26 protein-coding genes and 2 tRNA genes are annotated in these 22,129 nt (G+C 38.0%); 7 read left to right on the plus strand and 21 right to left on the minus strand.

The window, feature by feature from the left end; all coding sequences use genetic code 11:
* Positions 1–131: 131 nt before the first annotated feature.
* From rpsD to CP367_RS03735, 5 genes are all read left to right on the plus strand, one after another.
* Positions 132–743, plus strand: coding sequence for a 30S ribosomal protein S4 (gene rpsD / locus CP367_RS03710; protein ID WP_005721374.1), 612 nt, complete (start codon positions 132–134; stop codon positions 741–743).
* A 91-nt stretch (positions 744–834) separates the two neighbouring features.
* A complete protein-coding gene (locus tag CP367_RS03715; RefSeq protein WP_089146306.1) occupies positions 835–1,302 on the plus strand; it encodes a YueI family protein in 468 nt (155 codons plus the stop codon).
* Positions 1,303–2,610, plus strand: a complete 1,308-nt coding sequence (locus tag CP367_RS03720; protein WP_013086116.1) for a replication-associated recombination protein A — start codon at positions 1,303–1,305, stop codon at positions 2,608–2,610.
* A 310-nt stretch (positions 2,611–2,920) separates the two neighbouring features.
* Positions 2,921–3,202 carry a hypothetical protein gene (locus CP367_RS03730; RefSeq protein ID WP_005718786.1) on the plus strand — a complete coding sequence of 94 codons (282 nt, stop codon included), beginning with the start codon at positions 2,921–2,923 and terminating at the stop codon, positions 3,200–3,202.
* 60 nt (positions 3,203–3,262) lie between these two features.
* Positions 3,263–3,727, plus strand: a complete 465-nt coding sequence (locus CP367_RS03735) for a universal stress protein (protein WP_005718784.1) — start codon at positions 3,263–3,265, stop codon at positions 3,725–3,727.
* 81 nt (positions 3,728–3,808) lie between these two features.
* On the opposite strand, the gene CP367_RS03740 is transcribed toward CP367_RS03735, so the two are convergent.
* From CP367_RS03740 to CP367_RS03825, 18 genes are all read right to left on the minus strand, one after another.
* On the minus strand, positions 3,809–5,002 hold the full coding sequence (locus tag CP367_RS03740) for an FtsW/RodA/SpoVE family cell cycle protein (protein ID WP_013086115.1): 1,194 nt from the start codon (positions 5,000–5,002) through the stop codon (positions 3,809–3,811).
* 21 nt (positions 5,003–5,023) lie between these two features.
* Positions 5,024–5,251, minus strand: coding sequence for a DUF2969 domain-containing protein (locus CP367_RS03745; protein ID WP_013086114.1), 228 nt, complete (start codon positions 5,249–5,251; stop codon positions 5,024–5,026).
* An 8-nt stretch (positions 5,252–5,259) separates the two neighbouring features.
* Positions 5,260–5,553, minus strand: coding sequence for a membrane protein insertion efficiency factor YidD (yidD, locus tag CP367_RS03750; RefSeq protein ID WP_013086113.1), 294 nt, complete (start codon positions 5,551–5,553; stop codon positions 5,260–5,262).
* A 13-nt stretch (positions 5,554–5,566) separates the two neighbouring features.
* On the minus strand, positions 5,567–6,556 hold the full coding sequence (locus CP367_RS03755) for a rod shape-determining protein (RefSeq protein WP_089146307.1): 990 nt from the start codon (positions 6,554–6,556) through the stop codon (positions 5,567–5,569).
* Positions 6,557–6,639: 83 nt separating this feature from the next.
* Positions 6,640–6,870, minus strand: coding sequence for a DUF1146 family protein (locus CP367_RS03760; protein ID WP_089146308.1), 231 nt, complete (start codon positions 6,868–6,870; stop codon positions 6,640–6,642).
* A 66-nt stretch (positions 6,871–6,936) separates the two neighbouring features.
* On the minus strand, positions 6,937–7,377 hold the full coding sequence (locus CP367_RS03765; RefSeq protein WP_005718776.1) for a F0F1 ATP synthase subunit epsilon: 441 nt from the start codon (positions 7,375–7,377) through the stop codon (positions 6,937–6,939).
* 11 nt (positions 7,378–7,388) lie between these two features.
* Positions 7,389–8,828: a F0F1 ATP synthase subunit beta gene (gene atpD / locus CP367_RS03770; RefSeq protein ID WP_005718775.1), complete on the minus strand. Its 1,440-nt coding sequence runs from the start codon at positions 8,826–8,828 to the stop codon at positions 7,389–7,391.
* Between the two features lie 33 nt (positions 8,829–8,861).
* The gene (locus CP367_RS03775; RefSeq protein ID WP_005728513.1) at positions 8,862–9,824 is read right to left on the minus strand and encodes a F0F1 ATP synthase subunit gamma; all 963 of its coding nucleotides are present in this window, start codon (positions 9,822–9,824) and stop codon (positions 8,862–8,864) included.
* Between the two features lie 10 nt (positions 9,825–9,834).
* Positions 9,835–11,346: a F0F1 ATP synthase subunit alpha gene (atpA, locus tag CP367_RS03780; protein WP_005721378.1), complete on the minus strand. Its 1,512-nt coding sequence runs from the start codon at positions 11,344–11,346 to the stop codon at positions 9,835–9,837.
* Positions 11,347–11,360: 14 nt separating this feature from the next.
* Positions 11,361–11,909, minus strand: a complete 549-nt coding sequence (gene atpH / locus CP367_RS03785) for an ATP synthase F1 subunit delta (RefSeq protein ID WP_013086110.1) — start codon at positions 11,907–11,909, stop codon at positions 11,361–11,363.
* Positions 11,909–12,415, minus strand: coding sequence for a F0F1 ATP synthase subunit B (gene atpF, locus CP367_RS03790; RefSeq protein WP_005718771.1), 507 nt, complete (start codon positions 12,413–12,415; stop codon positions 11,909–11,911). The genes atpH and atpF overlap by 1 nt, the downstream gene beginning before the upstream one ends.
* A gap of 56 nt (positions 12,416–12,471) precedes the next feature.
* The gene (gene atpE / locus CP367_RS03795) at positions 12,472–12,696 is read right to left on the minus strand and encodes a F0F1 ATP synthase subunit C (RefSeq protein ID WP_005718768.1); all 225 of its coding nucleotides are present in this window, start codon (positions 12,694–12,696) and stop codon (positions 12,472–12,474) included.
* Between the two features lie 20 nt (positions 12,697–12,716).
* Positions 12,717–13,430, minus strand: coding sequence for a F0F1 ATP synthase subunit A (gene atpB / locus CP367_RS03800; RefSeq protein ID WP_005728516.1), 714 nt, complete (start codon positions 13,428–13,430; stop codon positions 12,717–12,719).
* Between the two features lie 122 nt (positions 13,431–13,552).
* Entirely contained in the window at positions 13,553–14,182 is a 630-nt protein-coding gene (gene upp / locus CP367_RS03805; protein WP_005718766.1) for a uracil phosphoribosyltransferase, read from the minus strand.
* An 84-nt stretch (positions 14,183–14,266) separates the two neighbouring features.
* Positions 14,267–15,268, minus strand: a complete 1,002-nt coding sequence (locus tag CP367_RS03810) for an L-threonylcarbamoyladenylate synthase (protein ID WP_180707098.1) — start codon at positions 15,266–15,268, stop codon at positions 14,267–14,269.
* Positions 15,269–15,273: 5 nt separating this feature from the next.
* Positions 15,274–16,119, minus strand: a complete 846-nt coding sequence (gene prmC, locus CP367_RS03815; RefSeq protein ID WP_005718764.1) for a peptide chain release factor N(5)-glutamine methyltransferase — start codon at positions 16,117–16,119, stop codon at positions 15,274–15,276.
* The gene (gene prfA / locus CP367_RS03820; RefSeq protein ID WP_089146310.1) at positions 16,112–17,200 is read right to left on the minus strand and encodes a peptide chain release factor 1; all 1,089 of its coding nucleotides are present in this window, start codon (positions 17,198–17,200) and stop codon (positions 16,112–16,114) included. Before prfA ends, prmC begins: the two co-directional genes overlap by 8 nt.
* Before the next feature lie 16 nt (positions 17,201–17,216).
* Positions 17,217–17,816: a thymidine kinase gene (locus CP367_RS03825; protein WP_005718762.1), complete on the minus strand. Its 600-nt coding sequence runs from the start codon at positions 17,814–17,816 to the stop codon at positions 17,217–17,219.
* A 135-nt stretch (positions 17,817–17,951) separates the two neighbouring features.
* Here CP367_RS03825 and CP367_RS03830 point away from each other — a divergent pair, with 135 nt between their 5' ends.
* The gene (locus CP367_RS03830; RefSeq protein ID WP_005718761.1) at positions 17,952–19,304 is read left to right on the plus strand and encodes a Mur ligase family protein; all 1,353 of its coding nucleotides are present in this window, start codon (positions 17,952–17,954) and stop codon (positions 19,302–19,304) included.
* Positions 19,305–19,381: 77 nt separating this feature from the next.
* On the opposite strand, the gene CP367_RS03835 is transcribed toward CP367_RS03830, so the two are convergent.
* Positions 19,382–19,454, minus strand: a tRNA-Gln gene (locus tag CP367_RS03835).
* Positions 19,455–19,459: 5 nt separating this feature from the next.
* Positions 19,460–19,531: transfer RNA gene (locus CP367_RS03840), tRNA-Glu, on the minus strand.
* 81 nt (positions 19,532–19,612) lie between these two features.
* Here CP367_RS03840 and CP367_RS03845 point away from each other — a divergent pair.
* Positions 19,613–20,623 carry a serine hydrolase gene (locus CP367_RS03845; protein WP_057726800.1) on the plus strand — a complete coding sequence of 337 codons (1,011 nt, stop codon included), beginning with the start codon at positions 19,613–19,615 and terminating at the stop codon, positions 20,621–20,623.
* Between the two features lie 107 nt (positions 20,624–20,730).
* Here CP367_RS03845 and CP367_RS03850 read toward each other — a convergent pair whose 3' ends face one another.
* The gene (locus CP367_RS03850; RefSeq protein WP_089146311.1) at positions 20,731–22,104 is read right to left on the minus strand and encodes a DHA2 family efflux MFS transporter permease subunit; all 1,374 of its coding nucleotides are present in this window, start codon (positions 22,102–22,104) and stop codon (positions 20,731–20,733) included.
* Positions 22,105–22,129: the final 25 nt, after the last annotated feature.

The following is a 22,129-nucleotide window of genomic DNA, read 5'->3' on the forward strand; positions in this document are numbered from 1 at the left end:
TGAAACGCTTTAGTGAACGAGTAACCCGCGCTGCATTGGGCGAAAATGTAAATCCAAGATGCACGAATGTTGAACTTATGCTTAATATTTTACTCCAAAAATTATTGTTTAAATTTTATGGAGGATTTTTTATGTCAAGATATACAGGTCCAAGTTGGAAACGTTCAAGAAGATTGGGTATTTCCCTTTCAGGTACTGGTAAGGAAATTTCTCGTCGTAACTACGCTCCAGGTCAACACGGTCCTAACAACCGCGGTCGTTTGTCAGAATACGGTCAACAATTGCACGAAAAGCAAAAGTTACGTTGGATGTACGGCTTAAACGAACGTCAATTTAGAACTTTGTTTACTCGCGCTGGTAAGATCCGTGAAGGTCAACACGGCGTTAACTTCATGATCTTGCTTGAACGTCGTTTGGACAGTCTTGTTTACCGTCTTGGTTTAGCTACTACTAGAGAACAAGCTAGACAATTAGTAAACCACGGTCACATCACTGTTGATGGCAAGCGTGTTGACATTCCTTCATACGAAGTCAAGGTTGGTCAAACTATTGGCTTGAAGGAAAAGTCAAAGAACTTACAACAAGTTAAGGATGCCTTAGAAGCAGTTACTGCTCGTCCATCATTTGTTTCATTTGATGAAAACAAAATGGAAGGTACTCTTGTACGTTTACCAGAACGTGACGAAATGGAACCAGAAATTGATGAAGCCTTAGTTGTTGAATGGTACAACAAGTTACTTTAATTTTTACATTTTATTTTGTCGAAAGTCTTTCTCAATCGAGAAAGGCTTTTTTCTTTGCTACAATAAGTACATAAAAAGAAAGGATGATTAGATGACTGAAGATTTAAATAAACGTGTTGAACAAGCAGCTCAAGGTATTACTCCACAAACTAAGCCTGATGAACGCCGCAGATTTTTAGGTTCATTACGTGAGCGCTGCTTAATCCGTATGGACAATACTGAAGTTAAAAATCCTGAATTAACTGCCCTATTTCTTAAACATATCACTGACTTTAAGGGCTATACTATTTTGATCAATGGCAATATCACTGATGATGGCTTCTTGGGAGACGTTGAAGCCAGTTGCAGCAACTATGATATTCCCTTCACTTTAGTTAACAATGAAACCGCAAAAACAGGACCACATGATACGGCAGTACTAGTTGTAGCGAAAAACGCTATCAATCGACCACGAATTGAGCTAAAGCAAGTTTATCCACCTGAGTTTCCTAAAGAAGAATTAGCCGCACCTAAAACAAAAGAAAGTTTTTGGCATAAACTTTTTCACGGAGATAAGTAAATGAAACCATTAGCATATCGTATGCGACCAACTAATTTAGACGAAGTTGTTGGTCAAAGGCATCTGATTGGTCCAGGCAAAATTATTCGCCGAATGGTGGAAGCTAGACTTCTGTCTTCAATGATCCTTTACGGCCCTCCTGGCATCGGTAAGACAAGTATTGCTAGTGCTATTGCAGGCTCAACTAAATATGCCTTTAGAAAGCTCAATGCAGCTACTGACGGCAAAAAGCAATTGCAACAAGTAGCCGAAGAAGGCAAAATGAGTGGGACAGTTGTCTTATTGCTGGACGAAATTCATCGTTTGGACAAAACTAAGCAGGACTTCTTACTGCCTTTGCTAGAATCGGGACAAATCATTTTAATTGGGGCAACTACCGAGAACCCTTATATTTCGATCTCCCCTGCTATTCGTTCACGTTGCCAAATTTTTGAATTAAAGCCTCTTTCTACAGATGATGCTTCTCATGCAATCGATCGCGCATTGAACGATAAAGAAAAAGGTCTAGGCAAATATAATGTTGAATTAACAGATGATGCGCGTGCTCTTTTGATTGAAAAAGGCAACGGTGATTTGCGGTCTACTTTGAATAGTTTAGAATTAGCTGTTCTTTCAACTAAGCAAGAATTGCAAGATAAACACCAAGATGATCAAAAAATTATCATCACTCAAAAAGAAATGGCTGATTCAATTCAAATGAAGGTGCAAAACTTTGATGCTTCTGGTGATGGACATTACGATCTAGTCTCAGCATTTCAAAAATCAATTCGTGGCTCTGATACAGATGCAGCGCTGCACTATCTTGCCCGATTAATTGAATCTGGTGACTTAGTCTCTATCTGTCGAAGACTAGCAGTAATTGCCTACGAAGATATTGGACTAGCCGATCCAGCCGCAGCTGAACACGCTATAGTAGCCATCCAAGCTGCACAAATGGTTGGCTTGCCTGAAGCACGAATTCCACTGGCTAATGCGGTTATTGAGTTAGCTCTTTCTGCCAAAAGCAATAGTGCCATTTCAGCAATTGATGCTGCACTAGCTGATATTCGAACCAAAAAAGTTGACTCAATTCCCGCCAACCTAAAAGATGCTCATTACTCTGGTGCCAAAAAGCTTGGACATGGCGTGAACTACCTTTATCCTCATGATTATCAAAATGATTGGGTAGCACAGCAATACTTGCCTAATAACCTACTTCATGCCAGCTACTTTGCACCTAAAGGCAATTCTAAAATCGAAGCTAGATATAAGGCAACCTATCAAAAATTAAAACAAATGCAATCTGATAACTTGCGCAATAATCACTAATCTCGCGCATTCAATATGGTTGACAAGCACCTGTAATATGCGTATTATAATAAGTGATCTGAGTTGATCGACAAGCTTAAATGTATAAAGTTGACCGATCAAACTATAAGACGTGGGAGTTGGCAAATAACTACCGAATCGGAATACTGCCTTGTTGCAGGATCCATATTCGCTGCGATGCCAGCTAAAATTTTGAACATTGCGGGTTCAACAAGCGTCATTATGCTATGTTTAGACAACTCGGATTTCTTTAGAATATTAAAAAAGGCGGTCTCAATTGACCGTCTTTTTCTATAGTGGAGACTGTTAAATGGCAATAAAGATTGTAATGATTATTTTTATCCTTCTCCTACTGTTAACCTCATGGTACATGTGGCACAGAAGGAACGGACATTTTTTAATTTATGACATTGGTGGCGATCCACGCTTGAGCAATATTCTTAAGTGGACTTCAGTCGCCCTTTTAGCTGAAAGTATTTTAGGGATTATTTTGCTATTTATGGGTAATAAATATTTAAATCTAATCACCTTATTCTTAGCTTCATTAACTATTTTGGCTTTTGGTTTATCAATTACTCAAAATAAAGAATAATAATTCACTAATGACAAGCAAAATTTTGGTAAAATAGAATATAGGAAGAGGTGCTTATATATGCTTTCACAATACAAGAATATTCAAGTTGCAGTTGATGGTTCAAAAGAAGCTGACTTGGCCTTCAGCAAGGCTGTAGCCATCGCCAAGCGTAACCATGCAACACTAGAAATCTTACACGTAATTGATACTCGTTCTTTCCAAAATGTTTCAAGTTTTGATTCAGCAATGGTAGAACAAGTTTCTAAAGATGCTGAAAAGAGAATGAAGGATTACCAAGCTCGTGCTACTAAGGCTGGTGCTGAAGATGTTCACTACTCTATTGAATTTGGTTCACCTAAGACAATCATTGGACATGACTTCCCTAAGAAGCACAATATTGATTTAATCGTTGTGGGTGCTACTGGTTTGAACGCCGTTGAACGTCTGCTCATCGGTAGTGTTACTGAATATGTAACTAGAACTTCTAAATGTGACGTCTTGGTATGTCGTACTGAAGAAGTTAAGGATGCTTTGCAAGGCTAATTATTTAGCTTTAATAACCGATAAAAAAATACCTCCAAAATTCAGATTTGAATTTTTGGAGGTATTTTTTTAATGTTATTTCTAAAAATCGCCAGCCGTACTGAACATGTAATCACGATTATGGAACTTCATCGACAAGATTAATCCAATCCCAATCATGTTTCCCATCAGAGCTGAACCACCCTGAGAAACAAATGGCAATGGAATACCTGTCAATGGCAATAAATCAATATTCATCCCAATATTTTCAAATACGTGGAACAAGATCATCATGATAACACCAGTTGCAATGTATGAATAAAATACATTTCTGGTATCGAACGAGATTTTTACCATTTGAATAATCAGGTATAAATAAATCAAAATCAATGCTACACAGCCGACAAAACCAAAGTTTTCACCAATTACCGAGAAAACCATGTCTGATCCACGAACTGGAACATAAACACTAGCTTTGCCAAAGCCATTACCAAATAGCTGACCCGAACCGATTGCCTTCATACTTTGCCATAACTGATAAGCTCCTGATGAAGTATCACCAGATGGGTCGAGCCAAGACTTAATTCGTTCAAATTGATATGCTTGAAAGAAATGACTCAACAATGATTGCCCAGCCGACGTAGTTACTAATACAATAACCCCAATAGCTGCTAAAATCACAATACCATATAACGGTACAATAATTTTCCAAGAAATCCCTGATACTAAAACCACGCCACCAACGATGGCAATAAATACTAACATAGTACCAAAGTCATTCTGTAACTTTAGTAAAATTGCTACCGGTGCCAGCCAAGCAATAATTTTGCCTAATAACAACCAATCGGTCTTAATCGTGTGACCATATTTATCATTATGCTCTTTGACCACTCGAGCCAACATCAAGATAAAAGCTGGCTTCATAATTTCTGAAGGCTGAAAAGTAATGGGCCCTAGTTTGAACCAACTTTTCGCACCTGTATCTGCAGCTACGCTTCTGTTATATAAGAATAGCACCGCAATCAGCAAAAATATTCCGATTCCAAAGAAAATTGGCGCAATCTTAAACAACTGTTCTGCATCAAACTGCATCACAACCACAATAATTGCAATTGAAATCAAGTACCATAATGCCTGCATAACTACTGCCCTAACAGGTGAACCAATATGACTAGGATCACCTAATGCAGCAACATAGATACAATACAAGCTAATTAAAGCCAAGAGTAGCACTGGTATAATAATATTCCAGGCTAATCGATCGAATAGACTCGTTTCATTTTCAACTTTTGCCATTAAACAATCACTACTTAAATTTTATTTTTCATGTAAGGTGAAGTATGAAAGTAAATCGTTAATACTGCTTTCAAGACTATTAGCAAATAAAATATTACTAGTCTTAGAAGTAGTAGCGCGATAACGACCTTCCACCTTTTCAATTAAACCAATGGACTTCTTGTTAGGAATAATAACTTCCCAAGTTGGTAAATTCTTTCCTTTAAGTTCATTAACTTCAATATCAATATTTTCTAATTTTTTAGACATAAATCCTCCTACTTGCTATCCGGATGAAACTTAGAAGATATAATCGGGTCTTCATATCGTTCCGGATGTGGATTTCGAAAAATAGTAAAATTATCAGGAACTGGATCTACCCCGCCCCTAATAAAAGGGTTACACCTTAGTATACGACAAATTCCCATAATTAACCCTAAAATTGGGCCATGTTTTTTCAACGCGTCAATCATATAATTAGAACACGTGGGATAATAACGACAACTTGGTGGTAATAACGGTGAAATCACTGTCTGATAAATACGTACAATAAAAATCAAAATCTTACGCAAGTAATTTCCTCACTTAGTGACGTTGATGCTTTTCAATATTTTTAAGCAAAGTACCAGTTCCTAAAGCTACTGCTTCCAATGGATGATCAGCAATTAAAACTGGAACTTGCAAATAATAAGAAATCAACTTATCAATATTCTTTAATAGGGCTCCACCACCTGTTAGCATGATTCCGCGATCAATAATATCTGCTGAAAGCTCTGGTGGAGTTGTTTCCAATACTTCTTTAGCTGCTGCAAGGATTGACATCAAGCCTGGTTCTAAAGCCTTTTGAATCTCTGGTGCAGTAACTGTAGTCTGCTTAGGCAAACCATCAACTACGTCACGACCACGAACAGTAATTTGTTCATCTTGGTCTGGTTCAAAGGCGCTACCAATTTCAATCTTAATTTGTTCAGCAGTTCTAGAGCCGATTAACAAATTATGCTTATTCTTAATGTAACTGATGACAGCCTGGTTCATCCGATCGCCAGCATAACGTAATGATTGAGAAGTTACAATTTCACCCATTGATAAAACTGCAACGTCAGTGGTACCACCACCGATATCAATCACCATATTACCTTGCGGTTTAAAAATATCCAAGCCTGCACCAACAGCCGCAACTTTAGGTTCAAAGTCTAAATAAACCTTGCCGCCACCAGACTTTTCAGCTGCCTGAATAATTGCTTTTTGTTCAATTGAAGTAACTCCAGTAGGAGCACAAATCAAAATATTTGGCTTGGACATAAAGCCTTTTACATTTAATTTTTCAATAAAGTAAGACAGCATTGCTTCGGTAATGTCAAAATCAGCAATTACCCCATTCTTCAAGGGGCGAATTACTCGAATATTACCTGGAGTTCTTCCCACCATCTCATATGCCTCTGAACCAACTGCAACTACCTTGTTTGTATCGGTATTTACAGCTACAACAGAAGGTTCATTTAATACGATACCTTTACCAGAGACATTGATCAGTACGTTTGCTGTCCCCAAATCAATTCCTATATCTCGTGCCACGATAACCCTCCATAATTATTCATCGTCCATTTTACCATAAATAATCATGACTTTCCTTTACTGTCCTTGTTTTAACACAATCTTTAAAACAAATTACTCAATTGCATTGAAGTATCGATAAAAGTAATGACAAAATTGCCAACTAAAAAGCCTAAGCCAATTGCAATAAATAAATATAATAATTGCGTTTCAAAAACATGGCCTTTACGAATAATTTTATCTAGTTGAATTGCTTTAACTGCTTGAAAAGATAAGCCAATCGCAATCAAATATATAATGATACTAATAATGGCATGAATGCCTAATTGAAACATATATTTTCCTCAATTTTGACAAAAAAAGACGGATGCAGCATTTTGTGCATTCGTCTCTTTCTTCTTCTAGTGACCTTTAGTGTTGTACACGCTAATTCTGTTCATTGCTCGTCTTAAAGCAACTTCAGCACGTGCCATAGTTTGTTCGTCATGTTTTTCCCGTGCTTCCTTCAAACGTTGCTCAGCGCGTTGCTTCGCTGCCTCAGCACGAGAAACATCAATGTTTCTTGCGCGTTCAGCACTATCTGCAATAATCGTAGCAACATTATTCGAAAACTCAATATAGCCACCGGAAATCGCAATATGATCAACTACTGAATCCATTTCACGGCTTCGCTTAATCTTAACCTCACTAATAACTAGTGGAGTTAAAAGTGGTACGTGGTTATACATGATTGAACGTTCACCATCAACGGCACGTACATCAACGATACTTCCACGATGTGAATAAATCATTCCATTAGGAGTTACAACATCTACTTTAAAAAGCTTCTCTGGATCTGCCATTTGACATCACCCTACTTTTCTAGTAAAGCTTTAGCTTCTGGATCACTTGGAGTTACACCCATTTCTTGTGCTTTCTTCAAAACATCTTCAATTGGGCCGACACCACGAAAGGCATCTTCTGGTAAGTCATCAAGATGACCATCCAAAATAAGCTTAAAGCCCTTAATGCTTTCCTTAATTGGAACATATGAACCTGGTACACCAGTAAATTGTTCTGCAACAAAGAAGTTTTGTGACAAGAAGAATTGGACCTTACGTGCACGTGCAACGATCAATTTTTCTTCATCAGACAATTCATCCATACCTAAAACAGAAATAATATCCTGTAATTCATGGTAACGTTGTAAAACATGTTGTACTCGAGTAGCTACTTCATAGTGTTCTTCACCAACAACTTCAGGGTCAAGGGCACTTGATGAAGATTCAAGTGGGTCAACAGCTGGATAAATACCTTGTTCTACTAAGCTACGTTCCAAGTTAGTAGTAGCATCCAAGTGTGCGAATGTGGTTGATGGAGCTGGGTCAGTATAGTCATCGGCAGGAACATAAACGGCTTGAATTGAAGTAATTGAACCCTTCTTAGTAGAAGTAATTCTTTCCTGCAATTGTCCCATTTCTGTTGCTAAAGTTGGCTGATAACCAACGGCACTTGGCATACGACCAAGCAAAGCTGAAACTTCTGAACCAGCCTGAGTAAACCGGAAGATATTGTCGATAAAGAGCAACACGTCTTGACCCTCAACATCTCTAAAGTATTCAGCAAGTGTCAAACCAGTTAACGCAACACGCATTCTGGCACCAGGCGGCTCGTTCATCTGACCAAATACCATGGCCGTTTTACTTAAAACGCCTGAAGCTTTCATTTCGAAGTAAAGGTCGTTACCTTCACGAGTTCTTTCACCAACACCAGTAAATACGGAAATACCACCATGTTCTTGAGCAATGTTGTGAATTAATTCCTGAATGATAGTAGTCTTACCAACACCGGCACCACCGAACAAACCAACTTTACCACCACGTACATATGGCTCAAGCAAGTCGATAACCTTGATACCAGTTTCAAGAATTTCACGACTAGTAGTCAAGTCTGCGTACTTAGGTGCTTCCTTGTGGATACCTTCACGAGGGTGATCTTTTGAAAATTCTGGACCACCGTCAATTGGTTGACCCAAAACGTTAAACACGCGTCCTAAAGTATCTTCACCAACTGGAACGGAAATTGGACCGCCAGTATCTTCGACTTTCATACCACGACGAAGACCATCGGTAGATTCCATGGCGATCGTTCTTAAGACACCATCACCAAGCTCAAGTGTAACTTCAAGGACAATGCTTTCATCCTCTGACTTAATTACACGCAAGGCATTGTTAATATCAGGTAAATTCTTATCAATTGGGAATTTAACATCGACAACTGGGCCGATTACTTGAACGATTTCACCTTCACTCAAAACATCTACCTCCTTTTCTTTATTACTCTAAGTTTACTCTAAGGCATTTGCACCACTGATAATTTCAGTAATTTCAGTAGTAATTTGTGCCTGTCTAGCACGATTTAATTTTGTAGTTAAGTTTGATACCAGATCATTAGCATTATCAGTCGCACTCTGCATGGCTGTCATTGAACTAGCATGTTCGGCAGTCTTAGCATCCAAAATAGCACCGTAAATAGTAGAACGCGCATATTGTGGTAACAACTTCATTAACACTTGATTTGGATCTGGTTCAATATCGTATTCTAATTCTTTATGTGCTTCAGCTTCTTTGACACCAATATCTAAATCGACGATTGGTAACATTTTTTCAACACGAAAAGCAGATGATAATGAGTTAACGTGGTGAGTATAACATACGTAAAGCTGGTCATAGACACCATTCAAAAACATCTTAATTGCGGTTGAAACAATTGGTAATGCTTCATCAAAAGTTGGTACATCTGAAACACCATTCTTTTCATAAACAACGTTAATATTGTTCTTTTTAAAGAATTGTGCCGCAACCGAACCTACAGCAAGAACTTTGATATCGTGTCCTTGAGCACGTTCGTCCTCAAAGATACTCATCATATTCTTAATGACATTGCTGTTATAAGAACCTACAAGACCACGGTCACCTGAAATTACCAAGAAACCTGTTGTCTTGATATTCTTACGTGGCTGAATCATATCTGCTGTAATCCCCAAACCAAAGACATCAGTATAATCAATTTGAGCAACATTGTTCTTATCAATTGAGACGTCTTTTTCACGTAGATTATCAACTACTTCTGAGCTAATTAAACGAGAAATAGTTCTACGAATATGGTCGTTATAAACGGTATAACCTTTATCACGATTTTCAGTTTGGTTCAACTTTGAAGCAGAGACCATTCTCATAGCTTCTGTAATCTTACCAGTTTGTTTTACTGAAGCAATTTTTTTCTTTAACTCAAGTAAAGATGCAGGCATATTCTACCTCCTATTTCTCACTTGGTGTAAAGCTCTCACTGAATTCTTCAATTGCTGCTGACAATTTCTTATCATCTGGCAATTGACCAGTTTCACGAATTGTCTTGAGCAAATCAGCATGACTGCTGTCAAAGTTATCAAATAATTCGTTTTGGAAACGAGCAATATCTTCAACTGGAACAGCGTCAAGATATCCGTGAGTCAAAGCATAAAGAATCACAACTTGCTTTTCAACAGGAATTGGATCATGAAGTGGTTGTTTCAATACTTCAACGGTTCTTTGACCTCTATTCAACTTAGCTTGAGTAGCTTGATCAAGATCACTACCAAATTGAGCGAAACTTTCAAGTTCACGGTAAGCTGCAAGGTCAGTACGCAAAGTACCAGCAACCTTCTTCATTGCCTTGATCTGGGCGTTACCACCAACACGAGAAACTGAGTTACCAGCATCGATGGCTGGACGAGTACCAGCAAAGAACAAATCGCTTTGCAAGAAAATCTGTCCATCAGTAATTGAAATTACGTTGGTTGGAATATATGCAGAAATATCCCCAGCTTCAGTTTGAATAATTGGCAAAGCTGTTAATGAACCGCCGCCAAGTTTGTCATTCAACTTAGCACTACGTTCAAGCAAACGTGAGTGTAAGTAGAAGACATCACCTGGATAAGCTTCACGACCAGGCGGACGACGGAGAAGCAAGGAAAGTTCACGGTAAGCGACGGCTTGTTTGGATAGGTCGTCAAATACGATTAATACATCCCTGCCATTGTACATAAATTCCTCACCCATAGCAGTACCAGCATATGGTGCAATATAAAGCATTGGTGCTGGCTCACTTGGGCCCGCTTCAACAACAATGGTATAATCCATTGCGCCAAAACGCTTTAAAGTTTCTACTTGAGTTCTAACGGTTGATTCCTTTTGACCAACAGCAACGTAAATACAAATTACGTCTTGCCCCTTTTGGTTAAGGATAGTGTCGATGGCCAAACTAGTTTTACCAGTCTTACGGTCACCGATAATCAATTCACGCTGACCACGACCGATTGGAACTAAGGCATCGATAGCCTTAATACCAGTTTGAAGTGGTTGATCAACTGATTGTCGATCCATAACCCCCGGAGCCTTGGCTTCAATTGGACGACTCTTGTCAGTCTTAATTTCACCCAAACCGTCCACTGGTTGACCCAATGGGTTAACTACTCTACCGATTAAGGCGTCACCAACAGGAACTTCCATGATTCGTCCAGTTCTTTGAACACGGTCACCTTCACGAATATTGTCAAATTGACCCAAAATAATGATACCTACATCATTTGATTCAAGGTTTTGTGCAATACCGTATGAGCCGTTATCAAACTTCAATAACTCACCAGACAAAACATCGTTAAGTCCGTGAGCACGGGCGATACCATCACCAACATAAGTTACAACACCAACTTCGCTGATGTCGAGCTTATCGTCGTAATGTTCAAGTTGTTGCTTGATCAAGGAACTAATTTCTTCCGCTTTAATGCTCAATGGTTTCACCTCTTTTAATTTTTATCAATTATCTGCGCACGGATCTTCTTCAGTTTATTCTTAACTGATCCATCAATCACGCGATCTTCTACTTGAAGAACCACGCCGCCTAAAATACTTGGATCAACTTTATTCTCTAGACGCACCACGTTTAGGTTATATTTCTTAGCAAAACTTTCACCTAAACGTTTGAGTTGATCATCATCTAGCTTAACAGCCGTAGTTGCAACGCCAGATGCGACCTTCTTTTCATTATCATAAAGTAAGACAAAGCGATCAATAATATCGATCAAATCAGCAAAACGATCATATTTAAGTAACAAATTCAAAAAGTTTTGAACCTCATCTGAAAAATCTTTTTCAATTGCAGTCAAAAGATCCTTTTTATCTTTATTACTTAAAATAGGATCGCTCAAGACACTAATGATTTGTGGATTGGCTTCAGCAGCCTTTTTTAATTCCACCATTTCATTATAAACAGTGTCTAATGCATCATTGTCTTGCGCATAACCAAATAGTGCGGCACCGTAGCGTGCTGCAATTTCTTCTCTACTTAAAGCCATTAATCATCCAACCCCTTAATAAATTGGTCGACTAAATCTTTTTGGTCTTTAGCAGATAAATTCTTAGCAATTACTTTTTCAGCGATTGCTACAGAAATATCAGCAACTTGATCGCGTGCAGAATTCAAAGCGTCTGCTTTTGCCTGAGCGGCATCTTCATTAGCCTTTTTGCGAATTGCTGCAGCATCTTCGTTTGCATTTGCTACGATTTCTTTACTTGTGTTTTGCGCGTTACTCTTAGCGTCAGAGAGAATTTGTGTTGCTTCTTGTCTTGAGTTCTTCAAGGCAGCTTCACGCTCATTAGCAAGCGTTTCAGCTTTCTTTCGTTCACTAGCAGCTGAATCCAAGTCATCAATAACTTTTTGCCGCCGCTTTTCCATCATATCTGATACTGGTCCCCAAGCAAAGTGCTTAATAAGAAGCATCAAGATGGCAAAACAGATCAAATACCAGATAGCATTACCTAAGTAAATATGTGAGGCTGCAAATAATGTTTGAATAGTCATTTACTGCCCTTCTCTCTTTAATACTATTCCTTTAAACAGAAAATTATCTCTTTTTATTAAAGGAACAAAATCAAGAAGGCAACAACGATAGCTAAAATAGGAACGGCTTCGATCAAACCAACACCAATAAACATTGTTGCTCTCAAGTTACCTGCACTTTCAGGTTGACGAGCCATACCTTCAAGAGTCTTTGAAATAACTTTACCGTTACCCAATGATGCAGCCAAAGCTGCTAAACCAGCTGCAATGGATGCAGCAAGATATTTAAAAGCTTCTGACATAAATTTATACCTCCAAAAATTTATTCTGTAGTAACCTTCTTACCAATGTAAACCATTGATAAAGTTACAAAAACATATGCCTGGATAGAGCCAATGAAGACAGAGAAACCTTGCCAAATCATGGCTAATGGAGCTGCCAAAACTAACGTAAATGGTCCACCAGCATGTGCTAGATCATTACCAATTAAAGTTAGCAAAACTTCACCAGCATAAATATTCCCATATAGACGTAATGATAAGGTTAAAAAGTTGGTAAACTCTTCAATTAAATTAATTGGAAGCATAAAACCAACTGGTTGCGTATAGCTCTTCAAATATCCGCCAACACCAAATCGTTGTACGCCGAATGTGAACGATAGAAGCAAGGTCATCATTGCAAACGACATTGTCGCTACTGGATCAGCAGTTGGTGATTTAATAAACATCCAATCATCAACTTTGACTTCCATGAACATCCCTAATTGGTTCATAAACCAAATAAACAGGAATAAAACAAATGCATATAGTGATAGGTGATTTTGAGCATCCTTGTCGCTAACATTATCTTTAACAATGCCGTTAGTGAAATCAAGTAAATACTCGAACACATTTTGTCTCTTATTGGGTTTCATTTCAACTTTTCTTGAAAGCCAAATGCAGATAAATAAAACTGCTAAAGCCATTAGCGTTGAACCGATAATACCAGAAAGTTCAAAATTCAAGCCCATGAATTTAAAAACAAATGATTTCTCCATTACTTCGTGACCTCCCTTCTCGTGCTGAATAAAACTCGAACACGTAAATCATCTTAACACCAAAAAAGGTCTTTGTGTAAAATGAAAGCGCATTAGAGAAAATATTTTTCTAAAAAGGACGATTACTTAGTACCAAATAGTCTGTCACCAGCATCACCCAAACCTGGGAAAATATAACCATTATCCATCAATTTGTCATCTTCAGCAGCTGCATAAATGTCAACGTCAGGATTTGCTTCTTGAACTGCCTTAATACCTTCTGGAGCAGCTACCAAAACAGCAAGCTTAATTTCCTTAACACCACGCTTCTTCAATGCAGCAATGGCATCATTAGCTGAGCCACCAGTTGCAAGCATTGGATCAACGACTAAACATTCACGTTCAGCAATATCCTTTGGAGCCTTGAAGAAATATTCATGTGGCTTCAAAGTCTTTTCGTCACGGTACATCCCGATAACGGCAATCTTAGCTGAAGGAACCATTTCAAGGACACCATTAAGCATCCCCATACCGGCACGTAAAATTGGCACAATTGTCAACTTCTTACCAGCAATTTCCTTTTGGACAGTCTTACCCATTGGTGTTTCAATTTCAACATCTTCAAGTGGCAAATCTCTAGTGATTTCATAGGTCATTAACCCACCAATTTCACCAACAATGCGACGGAATTCATTTGACCCCGTATCCTTGCGACGAATAATAGTCAACTTGTGTTGAATCAATGGGTGATCCAAAACTACGAACTTTCCCATATATGCCTCCTATAAAAAATAATATGATCATTAAATATTTTAATCAAAAACGCAAAGGGTTTAAAGCCCTTTGCGTTTTATTTTTTATTTATTGAAATGATGTCCACCTGCAGCTTTATTCAATCGATTCATGTAAGCTAAACTTTCTTCACCTTCATGAAATCCTTGTACATAAATAGTTTCGATATCATCTTGATCATCGAAATAGCGCAAGCCACTAAATAAGTTATGGTCGGCATCAACTAAATTGTTGCCCAGATCAAATTTATTTGCTTGAGGTAAATTAATTTTAGCTAAAACTGGCGCTAAAGCTGCTACACCAGTTTTTTCATTAAAATCAATTTTTGCAAAATCAGCAGGATCATCAACCACGACTACCGGCTCACTTGGCGCATAATGACGGTATTTCATCCCCGGTGCCTTAGGTATATCTTTGTCTGACACTTTGCCCGTGTTAATTAAAACTTTTTCACCTAAAACTTCGCTTAACTCTTCTGGAGTAATTTCACCAGGACGAAGAACGATTGGTGTTTCTACCGATAAGTCGATAATTGTCGATTCTAATCCCACACGAGTAGGGCCATCATCAATAATTCCGGCAATCTTCCCTTTTAAATCATGGTAAACGTGCTCTGCAGTAGTAGGACTAGGCTTAGTTGAGGTATTAGCCGATGGTCCTACAATTGGATAACCCAATTTAGCAATTAAATCATGAGTCAATTGATCATCAGGACAACGAAATGCTACAGTATCAAGTCCCCCAGTAACTGCATCTGGCAGAGTTCCTGGTTTAACAAACAATAGCAATGTCAAAGGACCTGGCCAGAAATGTTTAATTAATTTCTTAGCTCTTTCTGGAACTTCTTTAGCATACTTAGCCATCATTTCTTCGTCAGAAACAGTAACGATCAATGGGTTATCACTTGGACGTCCCTTAGCAGCATAAACGCCCTTCACAGACTTTTCTTTGGTTGCAATTGCACCTAGACCATAGACTGTCTCAGTTGGAAAAGCAACCAATTCACCCTTAGCTAACAACTTAACTGCATCATTGATTTGATCTTTTTTAAAAATCTTCGTTTCCATCATTCTTATTTTTGCCACCTTCCATGAACCATGCGTGGCTTGCCGGCCATATCTTTTCTAAATTCGATTTCAAAATCAGGCAATTCTTTAGCAAACAATTCCTTCAGTTGTTCTTCTTCGCTAAAACCAAATTCTAAGAAAAATTCTCCATGGCTATTCAAATGCTCACGCACTTGCTTAGCAAATTTCTTATAGAAGTCTAGACCATCTTTGCCAGCAAAAAGAGCTTCTTTAGGTTCATTTTGCAAGACATTTTCATCCATTACATTCTTTTCGCTTGTCTTAATATACGGCGGATTAGAGATGATCTTATCAAATTCTTCTAAGCCCAACAGCACGTTGGCTTTACGAGTAGTTACATCAAGATCATAAGTTAAAAAGTTTTCCTCACTTGTTCTTAAGGCAGTATCCGTTACATCACTAGCATATAAAGTTAAATCTGTAATGCCTTTTTTCTGTGCTTCTTTAGCTAAAGCCACGGTAATACAGCCAGAACCGGTACCCAAGTCAAGGACTTGATCACCTGATTTAAGTGTCTGCAATGCCCATTCAACCAATTCTTCAGTTTCAAAACGAGGAATCAAGACACCGCGTTGCACCATAATTTTATAGCCCAAAAACCAAGCATAACCCAAAATATACTGTGGAGATATGCCCTTAGCCAATTTTTCGATATCTTTATTGGCCTGCTTAATCTGGTCAGCAGTTAAGTCCATTTCTTGCTTCAGTTCAAATTCACTTGGTGTCAAGCCTAAGCGCTCTGCTAGAACATAATCAACATCCTCAGGACGCGCATTTTCAGCACTCTCACCCGCTTTAATACGCATCTGCTTTAAAGTCATTTTAGGCATTTTGATCAGCCAACTCCTCTAATTGCTTAGTTTGGTTGTAAAGAATTAATGCATCAATAATTTCATCAAGTTCACCGTTCATCACACGATCAAGCTTGTTAATGGTTAAGCCGATGCGGTGATCTGTCACACGATTTTGTGGATAGTTATATGTTCTAATTCTTTCGGAACGATCACCAGTACCAACTGCATTCTTTCTCTTAGCATCGTACTGAGCTTGATTTTGACTTTCATAATAGTCATAAACACGTGATTTCAAAATTTGCATTGCCTTTTCACGGTTCTGTTGTTGACTACGTTGATCCTGCATTGCAACTACAATCCCGGTTGGCAAGTGAGTCATTCTAACGGCACTAGAGGTCTTGTTAATGTGCTGACCACCGGCACCACTTGAACGGTAAACATCAACACGAATATCCTTAGGATCAATATCAATGTCTACTTGCTCATATTCAGGCATAACAGCAACAGTGGCAGTTGAAGTATGAACACGTCCTTGAGATTCAGTTACTGGAATCCGTTGAACACGGTGTGCACCATTTTCATACTTTAATTTCGAATAAACCTTGTCACCAGTAATCATGATTGCCACACGTTTATAGCCGCCAACCTCAGTAGGTTCTGAATCAATCATTGAAACCTTCCAGTTTTGACGTTCAGCATATTTTTCATACATTCTAAGCAAATCGCCAGCAAACAAAGAAGCTTCGTCACCACCGGCAGCACCATGGATTTCCATGATAATATCTTTATCATCGTTAGGATCCTTAGGCAACATCAAAATCTTGATTTGATCTTCAAGCTCGGGAATTTCTTTCTCAATTTCAGAATTTTCTTCCTTAGCCATTTCAATTAAATCAGGATCAGTTTCACTGGAGATAATTTCTTTATTATCTTCAATCTCTTTTTTGTCCTCTTTGTACTTCTTATATTTTTGTACTACTTCACGCAAATCGGCTTCTTCCTTAGAAATCTCCATGTAGCGCTTAGTATCATTAATAACTTCAGGATCGGCCATCATTTCCTGAAGTTCTTCATAGTGAGCTACTAGACCCTCTAATTGAGCCATAACTTTATCCATAAACTAAAAATCCTCTCTATCTTTCAACACCTGGGTGAAAGTAATGATAGCGACAAACAGGATAATAACTTTCATCGCCACCAATTTGTACTTGTTCACCCTCATAAACAGGCTTGCCATTGTTAATTCTTAAATTCATTGTTGCCTTGTGTCCACAATAATGACAAATGGTCTTCATCTCTTCTATTTTATCAGCAAAAATCAATAAATTTTCACTACCTTCAAATAGATGATTTTGAAAATCGTTTTTTAAGCCAAAGGTCATTACTGGAATATTGAACACATCTACAATTTTAGCGCATTCTAAGACATGATGTCTCTTCAAAAATTGTGCCTCATCAATTAACACACAAGCTAGTTTACCATCACCATCAGCAACATCTGCTTTGTTCATCTTTTTAATATAATCAAATAGATTCATATCAGCAGTAATTGGAATTGCTTCTCGGTGAAGTCCAATTCTAGAAGCAACCGTTCCTACACCGCTACGATTATCCAAGCCACTGGTCATTAGGGCAATCTTGCGCCCCTGTGCTTCATAATTGTGAGCTACTTTCAAGATCTCAATTGTTTTGCCACTGCTCATTGCACCATAACGAAAAAATAATTGCGCCATGCTGGCCCTCCCTTTTAACAAAAAGTCTTCGCCTTAATAGTATAGAGGAAAAAATAAATTTGTGTAGGTATTAAACCTCGTTTTCATCCTCGCTCTATGCTAAACTTAGACATAGTTTTAAAGTGAGGGATGTACATGAGTTTTAAATCAGGAATTGCTAAAGTTGCCGGTAAATCAAGCTATTGGTTTTTGCATAATGCCCTTAAGGGCGGCACCAGTTTTCCAGGCAAATTAGCAATGAAAATTGATCCAGAAGTTTTAAATTCTTTAGCCAAAGGCTATGAAACTGTTATTGTCACGGGAACTAATGGTAAGACAATGACTACTGCTTTGATTGTTGAAGCTTTAAAGAAAAAGTATGGTGATGTGTTAACTAATCCATCTGGTTCCAACATGCAACAAGGAATAGTGACCGCTTTTTTGGCTCACAAGCACAAGAGAGTTAAAAGAAAAATCGCTGTTCTAGAAGTTGATGAAGCAAATGTTAAAATGGTGACCAAATTACTTCATCCTAGCGTCTTTGTATTAACCAACATTTTCCGTGATCAGATGGACCGTTATGGTGAAATCTATACCACTTATGACAAGATCGTTAATGGTATTAAATTAGCACCTGACGCTACAATTATCGCTAACGGAGATGCAAGCATTTTTTCATCAGTTGAATTGCCTAATAAGAAAATTTTTTATGGCTTTAAACTTCCTGATGACAAACCTGAAAACGACTTCAAGGCTCCAGTCAATACCGATGGTGTTCTTTGTCCAAAATGCGACCACATTTTACATTATCATGAACGTATTTATGCCAACTTAGGTGACTTCTTCTGTCCTAACTGTGGCTACCACCGTCCTGATTTAACTTTTACAGTTAACAAGATTATTGATCAAACACCTAATAGCTCAACGTTCCAAATGGGCAACAAGCAATATTCCATTAATATTGGTGGTACTTATAACATTTATAATGCCTTAGCCGCCTATTCTGTTGCACGCCACTTTGGATTAACTGAAGCTGAAGTTGCTCAAGCTTTTGCAGAAAATAAACGGATCTTTGGTCGTCAAGAATTAATTCACTATGGCGATAAGGATATCGATTTAATTCTAGTTAAAAACCCAGTTGGTTTGGATGAAGTCTTGCACATGCTTAATACAGAAAAAGATGATTATTCACTAGTTGCCTTGCTTAATGCCAACCACGCTGATGGAATTGATACTTCTTGGATTTGGGATGCTGATTTTGAAGGATTAGACAAAGAAAAGATTAAAAAGATCCTCGTCGGTGGTCAACGCTGGCATGATATGGGCTTTAGACTTGAAATTGCTGGCTTTGATCCAGGACAAATGAGTACTAATCCAGATGATGATAGCCTAATTGAAGAAATTAAAAAACTGCCAACTAAGAAGGTCTATATTCTTTCAACTTATACTGCAATGCTTGCACTTAGAAAGAAGATGGCCGAAAAGAAAATCATTAAGGCTGGTATGTAAATAGAAAGGATTCCCGCGGGAATCCTTTTTTGTGTACAAAAAAAGCTGTAGCTCTAATGCTACAGCCTTTCTAATTATTGGGATATTGGGGCTCGAACCCAAACATCCAGGAACCAGAATCCTGTGCCTTACCAATTTGGCTATATCCCAGTAAATCACCCGTACGAGAATTGAACTCATAACTCCACCTTGAGAGGGTAGCGTCTTAACCATTTGACCAACGGGCGAATCAACATTTATAATTATGCTTTTTTCTTCTATGCTTGTCAAGTAATTTTGACTATAATAATGCTAATGGATGGTGAAACATGATCGACTTTAATAAAACACAGCATTTAATTGAATCAATGGTTTTTGAACGCGTTGTTCCAGGCGTCAATTACACTTTTATCAAAAATAAGCAAATTTTTACATCAACTACTGGTTTTGCTAGTATCTACCCAGAAGTTACTCAGCTGAGCCCTTTTGCAGAATACGACCTAGCTAGTTTGACTAAGGTTTTAGCAACAGAAAATGTCTTGCTTAAGCTTTATGACCAAGGCAAACTTAACTTTACTGAGCCCTTGCAGCAATTTATTCCTGAATTTAAAGACCCGCGTGTACGCCTTTATCACTTGCTAACCCATACTAGTGGCATTCGTGGCTGGATCCCCCACCGCGACAAACTAGATCATGATGCCTTACTACAAGCAATTATCAATCTGCCAGTAACTGACGAATTTGAACACAAGATGCGGTATGCCGATACAAACTTTATCTTACTTGGATTAGTTATTAAAAAGATTTTTGGTAAACCTGTCCAAGAAGTAGTCACAGAGCAAGTCCTCAATCAAATGCCGCTTGAAAATACTACTTTTTCACCACAAAAGGATGATTGCGTGCCTACTGCCCTAGTTGATGGCCATGTCTTGCAAGGTATTCCACATGATCCTAAAGCTAGACAACTTGGAATAGATTGCGGTTCTGCTGGCTTATTTTCCAATCTTCAAGACTTAGTTACCTTCGCCCAAGGTTATTTAGGACTAAAGGATGTTTTACCTTATAGTCAAAAGACTGTCAGCCAGCTATTTGATAATAAAAATCCCCAAGGCATAAAACCACGCTCTTGGGGATGGGACCTTCGGTTTGATCCAAAGCAAAATTATCCGATCATTTTGCACACCGGTTTTACTGGTACTTTAATTATTCTTGATCGCATCAAACGCTCTGGTCTAATTTTATTGACCAATCGAGTCCATCCGACTGGACACAACACTGTTTTCTTAGCTATGCGCGAAAAAATTATCCGTAGTTTTATCAACGAAAACGCCAAAATATAAATTATAGAAAAAGACGGCTGTGTGTCAGTCGTCTTTTTATCTCTCACTAAATTTCATCATCCGCCTAGTATTATAACTTATTTTAACGCTAATGTACTAGTCAAATATTATTTTTCTGCTTTAAACATTTTCCAGTAGCTAATTAAAATGATTAATGCCATTAATAAAGTAAAATAAAAGGCTGCCTGACTACCTTGAGCTGTCGCCAGTGCATAGGACGCTGCACCCTTTTTCTGCCAAATCGACATAATTGCTGCTAAGATAGTTGTTCCTACAGAACCGGCTAATTGCTGGCTAGTCTGACAAACTGCGGTTGCATCGGCGCGCAATGCTCCTTTTTCTACCTTCAAAGCTTCAGCTAGCGTGTTAGAAAATGACATTCTGTGTCCTAACATCATGATGCCATAAATAATAATGATCATCATCACAGTCAAATTTAAGCCAAAAATAGCAAATAACAAGCAGCTGATCGCCATTAAGAAGCCACCTAAATAAAGTGGCAATTTAGCTCCTTTTTTATCATATAGGCTACCAAAATATGGATTGAGTAGCCCTGCAATAATACTACCTGGTAGCAAAATCAAACCACCAACTAAAGATGTTTGCTTTCCGACAATTTGGATGTAGTTAGGCAATACAAAACTGATACCAATATTATTAAATTGCAATAAAAAGTAAGCTAACGCACCATAAACAAACGCTTTTTGCTTAAATACGGCTAGATCTAACAATTTCTTGGATGATTTTTTAGATAATCTAACAAATAACCAAATTAAAATTGCAGTCACAATTAATAAAATCCACATTAAAGGATTAGCAAATCCATTACTAATTTGATTTACGCCTAATGTCAAAGTAATAAATGCTATAGCTAAAACGATAAATGATAGCCAATCAAAACTATTTTTAGTTTGTTCATGATACTTACCGACTACAAATAGCCCGGCAACAAAAACAATGATCGCAAAAATTGTAACAAAACCAAAAATCCAGCGCCAGTTAAGATAAAAAGTAGTGATACCGCCAAATGCTGGTCCTAAAGTCGGTGCCATAGCTACTACTAAGCCGGCGATTCCCATGTAAACGCCCCATTTTTCGCGAGGCATAACTTCGGTTACTAAGTTAAACATCAACGGTGTACTTAATCCTGCACCTAGAGCTGAAATCAGCCGACCTAACAGTAAAATAGGAAAATTAGGTGCTACAGCACTAATTACGCTTCCAATCATAAAACCAACGCAAGCAACAATAAACAATTGCCGCGCAGTAAAACGTTCATTCAAATATGAAGAACAAATCATAATAATCGCAATCGCCAATAAATATCCTGTTGTCGTCCATTGAATTATATCCAAACCGACACCAAATTGCTTCATCATCGTAGGAAAAGTGACGTTTAAACTAGTTTCCGTCAAAATTCCGACAAATGACATAAACGCAGCTGATAATACTGCTAAAACATTTTTAGTATTCTCTTTCACACAAAAATCCTTTCCACAAAAAAAG

It is taken from the genome of Lactobacillus sp. UMNPBX16, from assembly GCF_002553775.1.
GTDB lineage: Bacteria > Bacillota > Bacilli > Lactobacillales > Lactobacillaceae > Lactobacillus > Lactobacillus crispatus.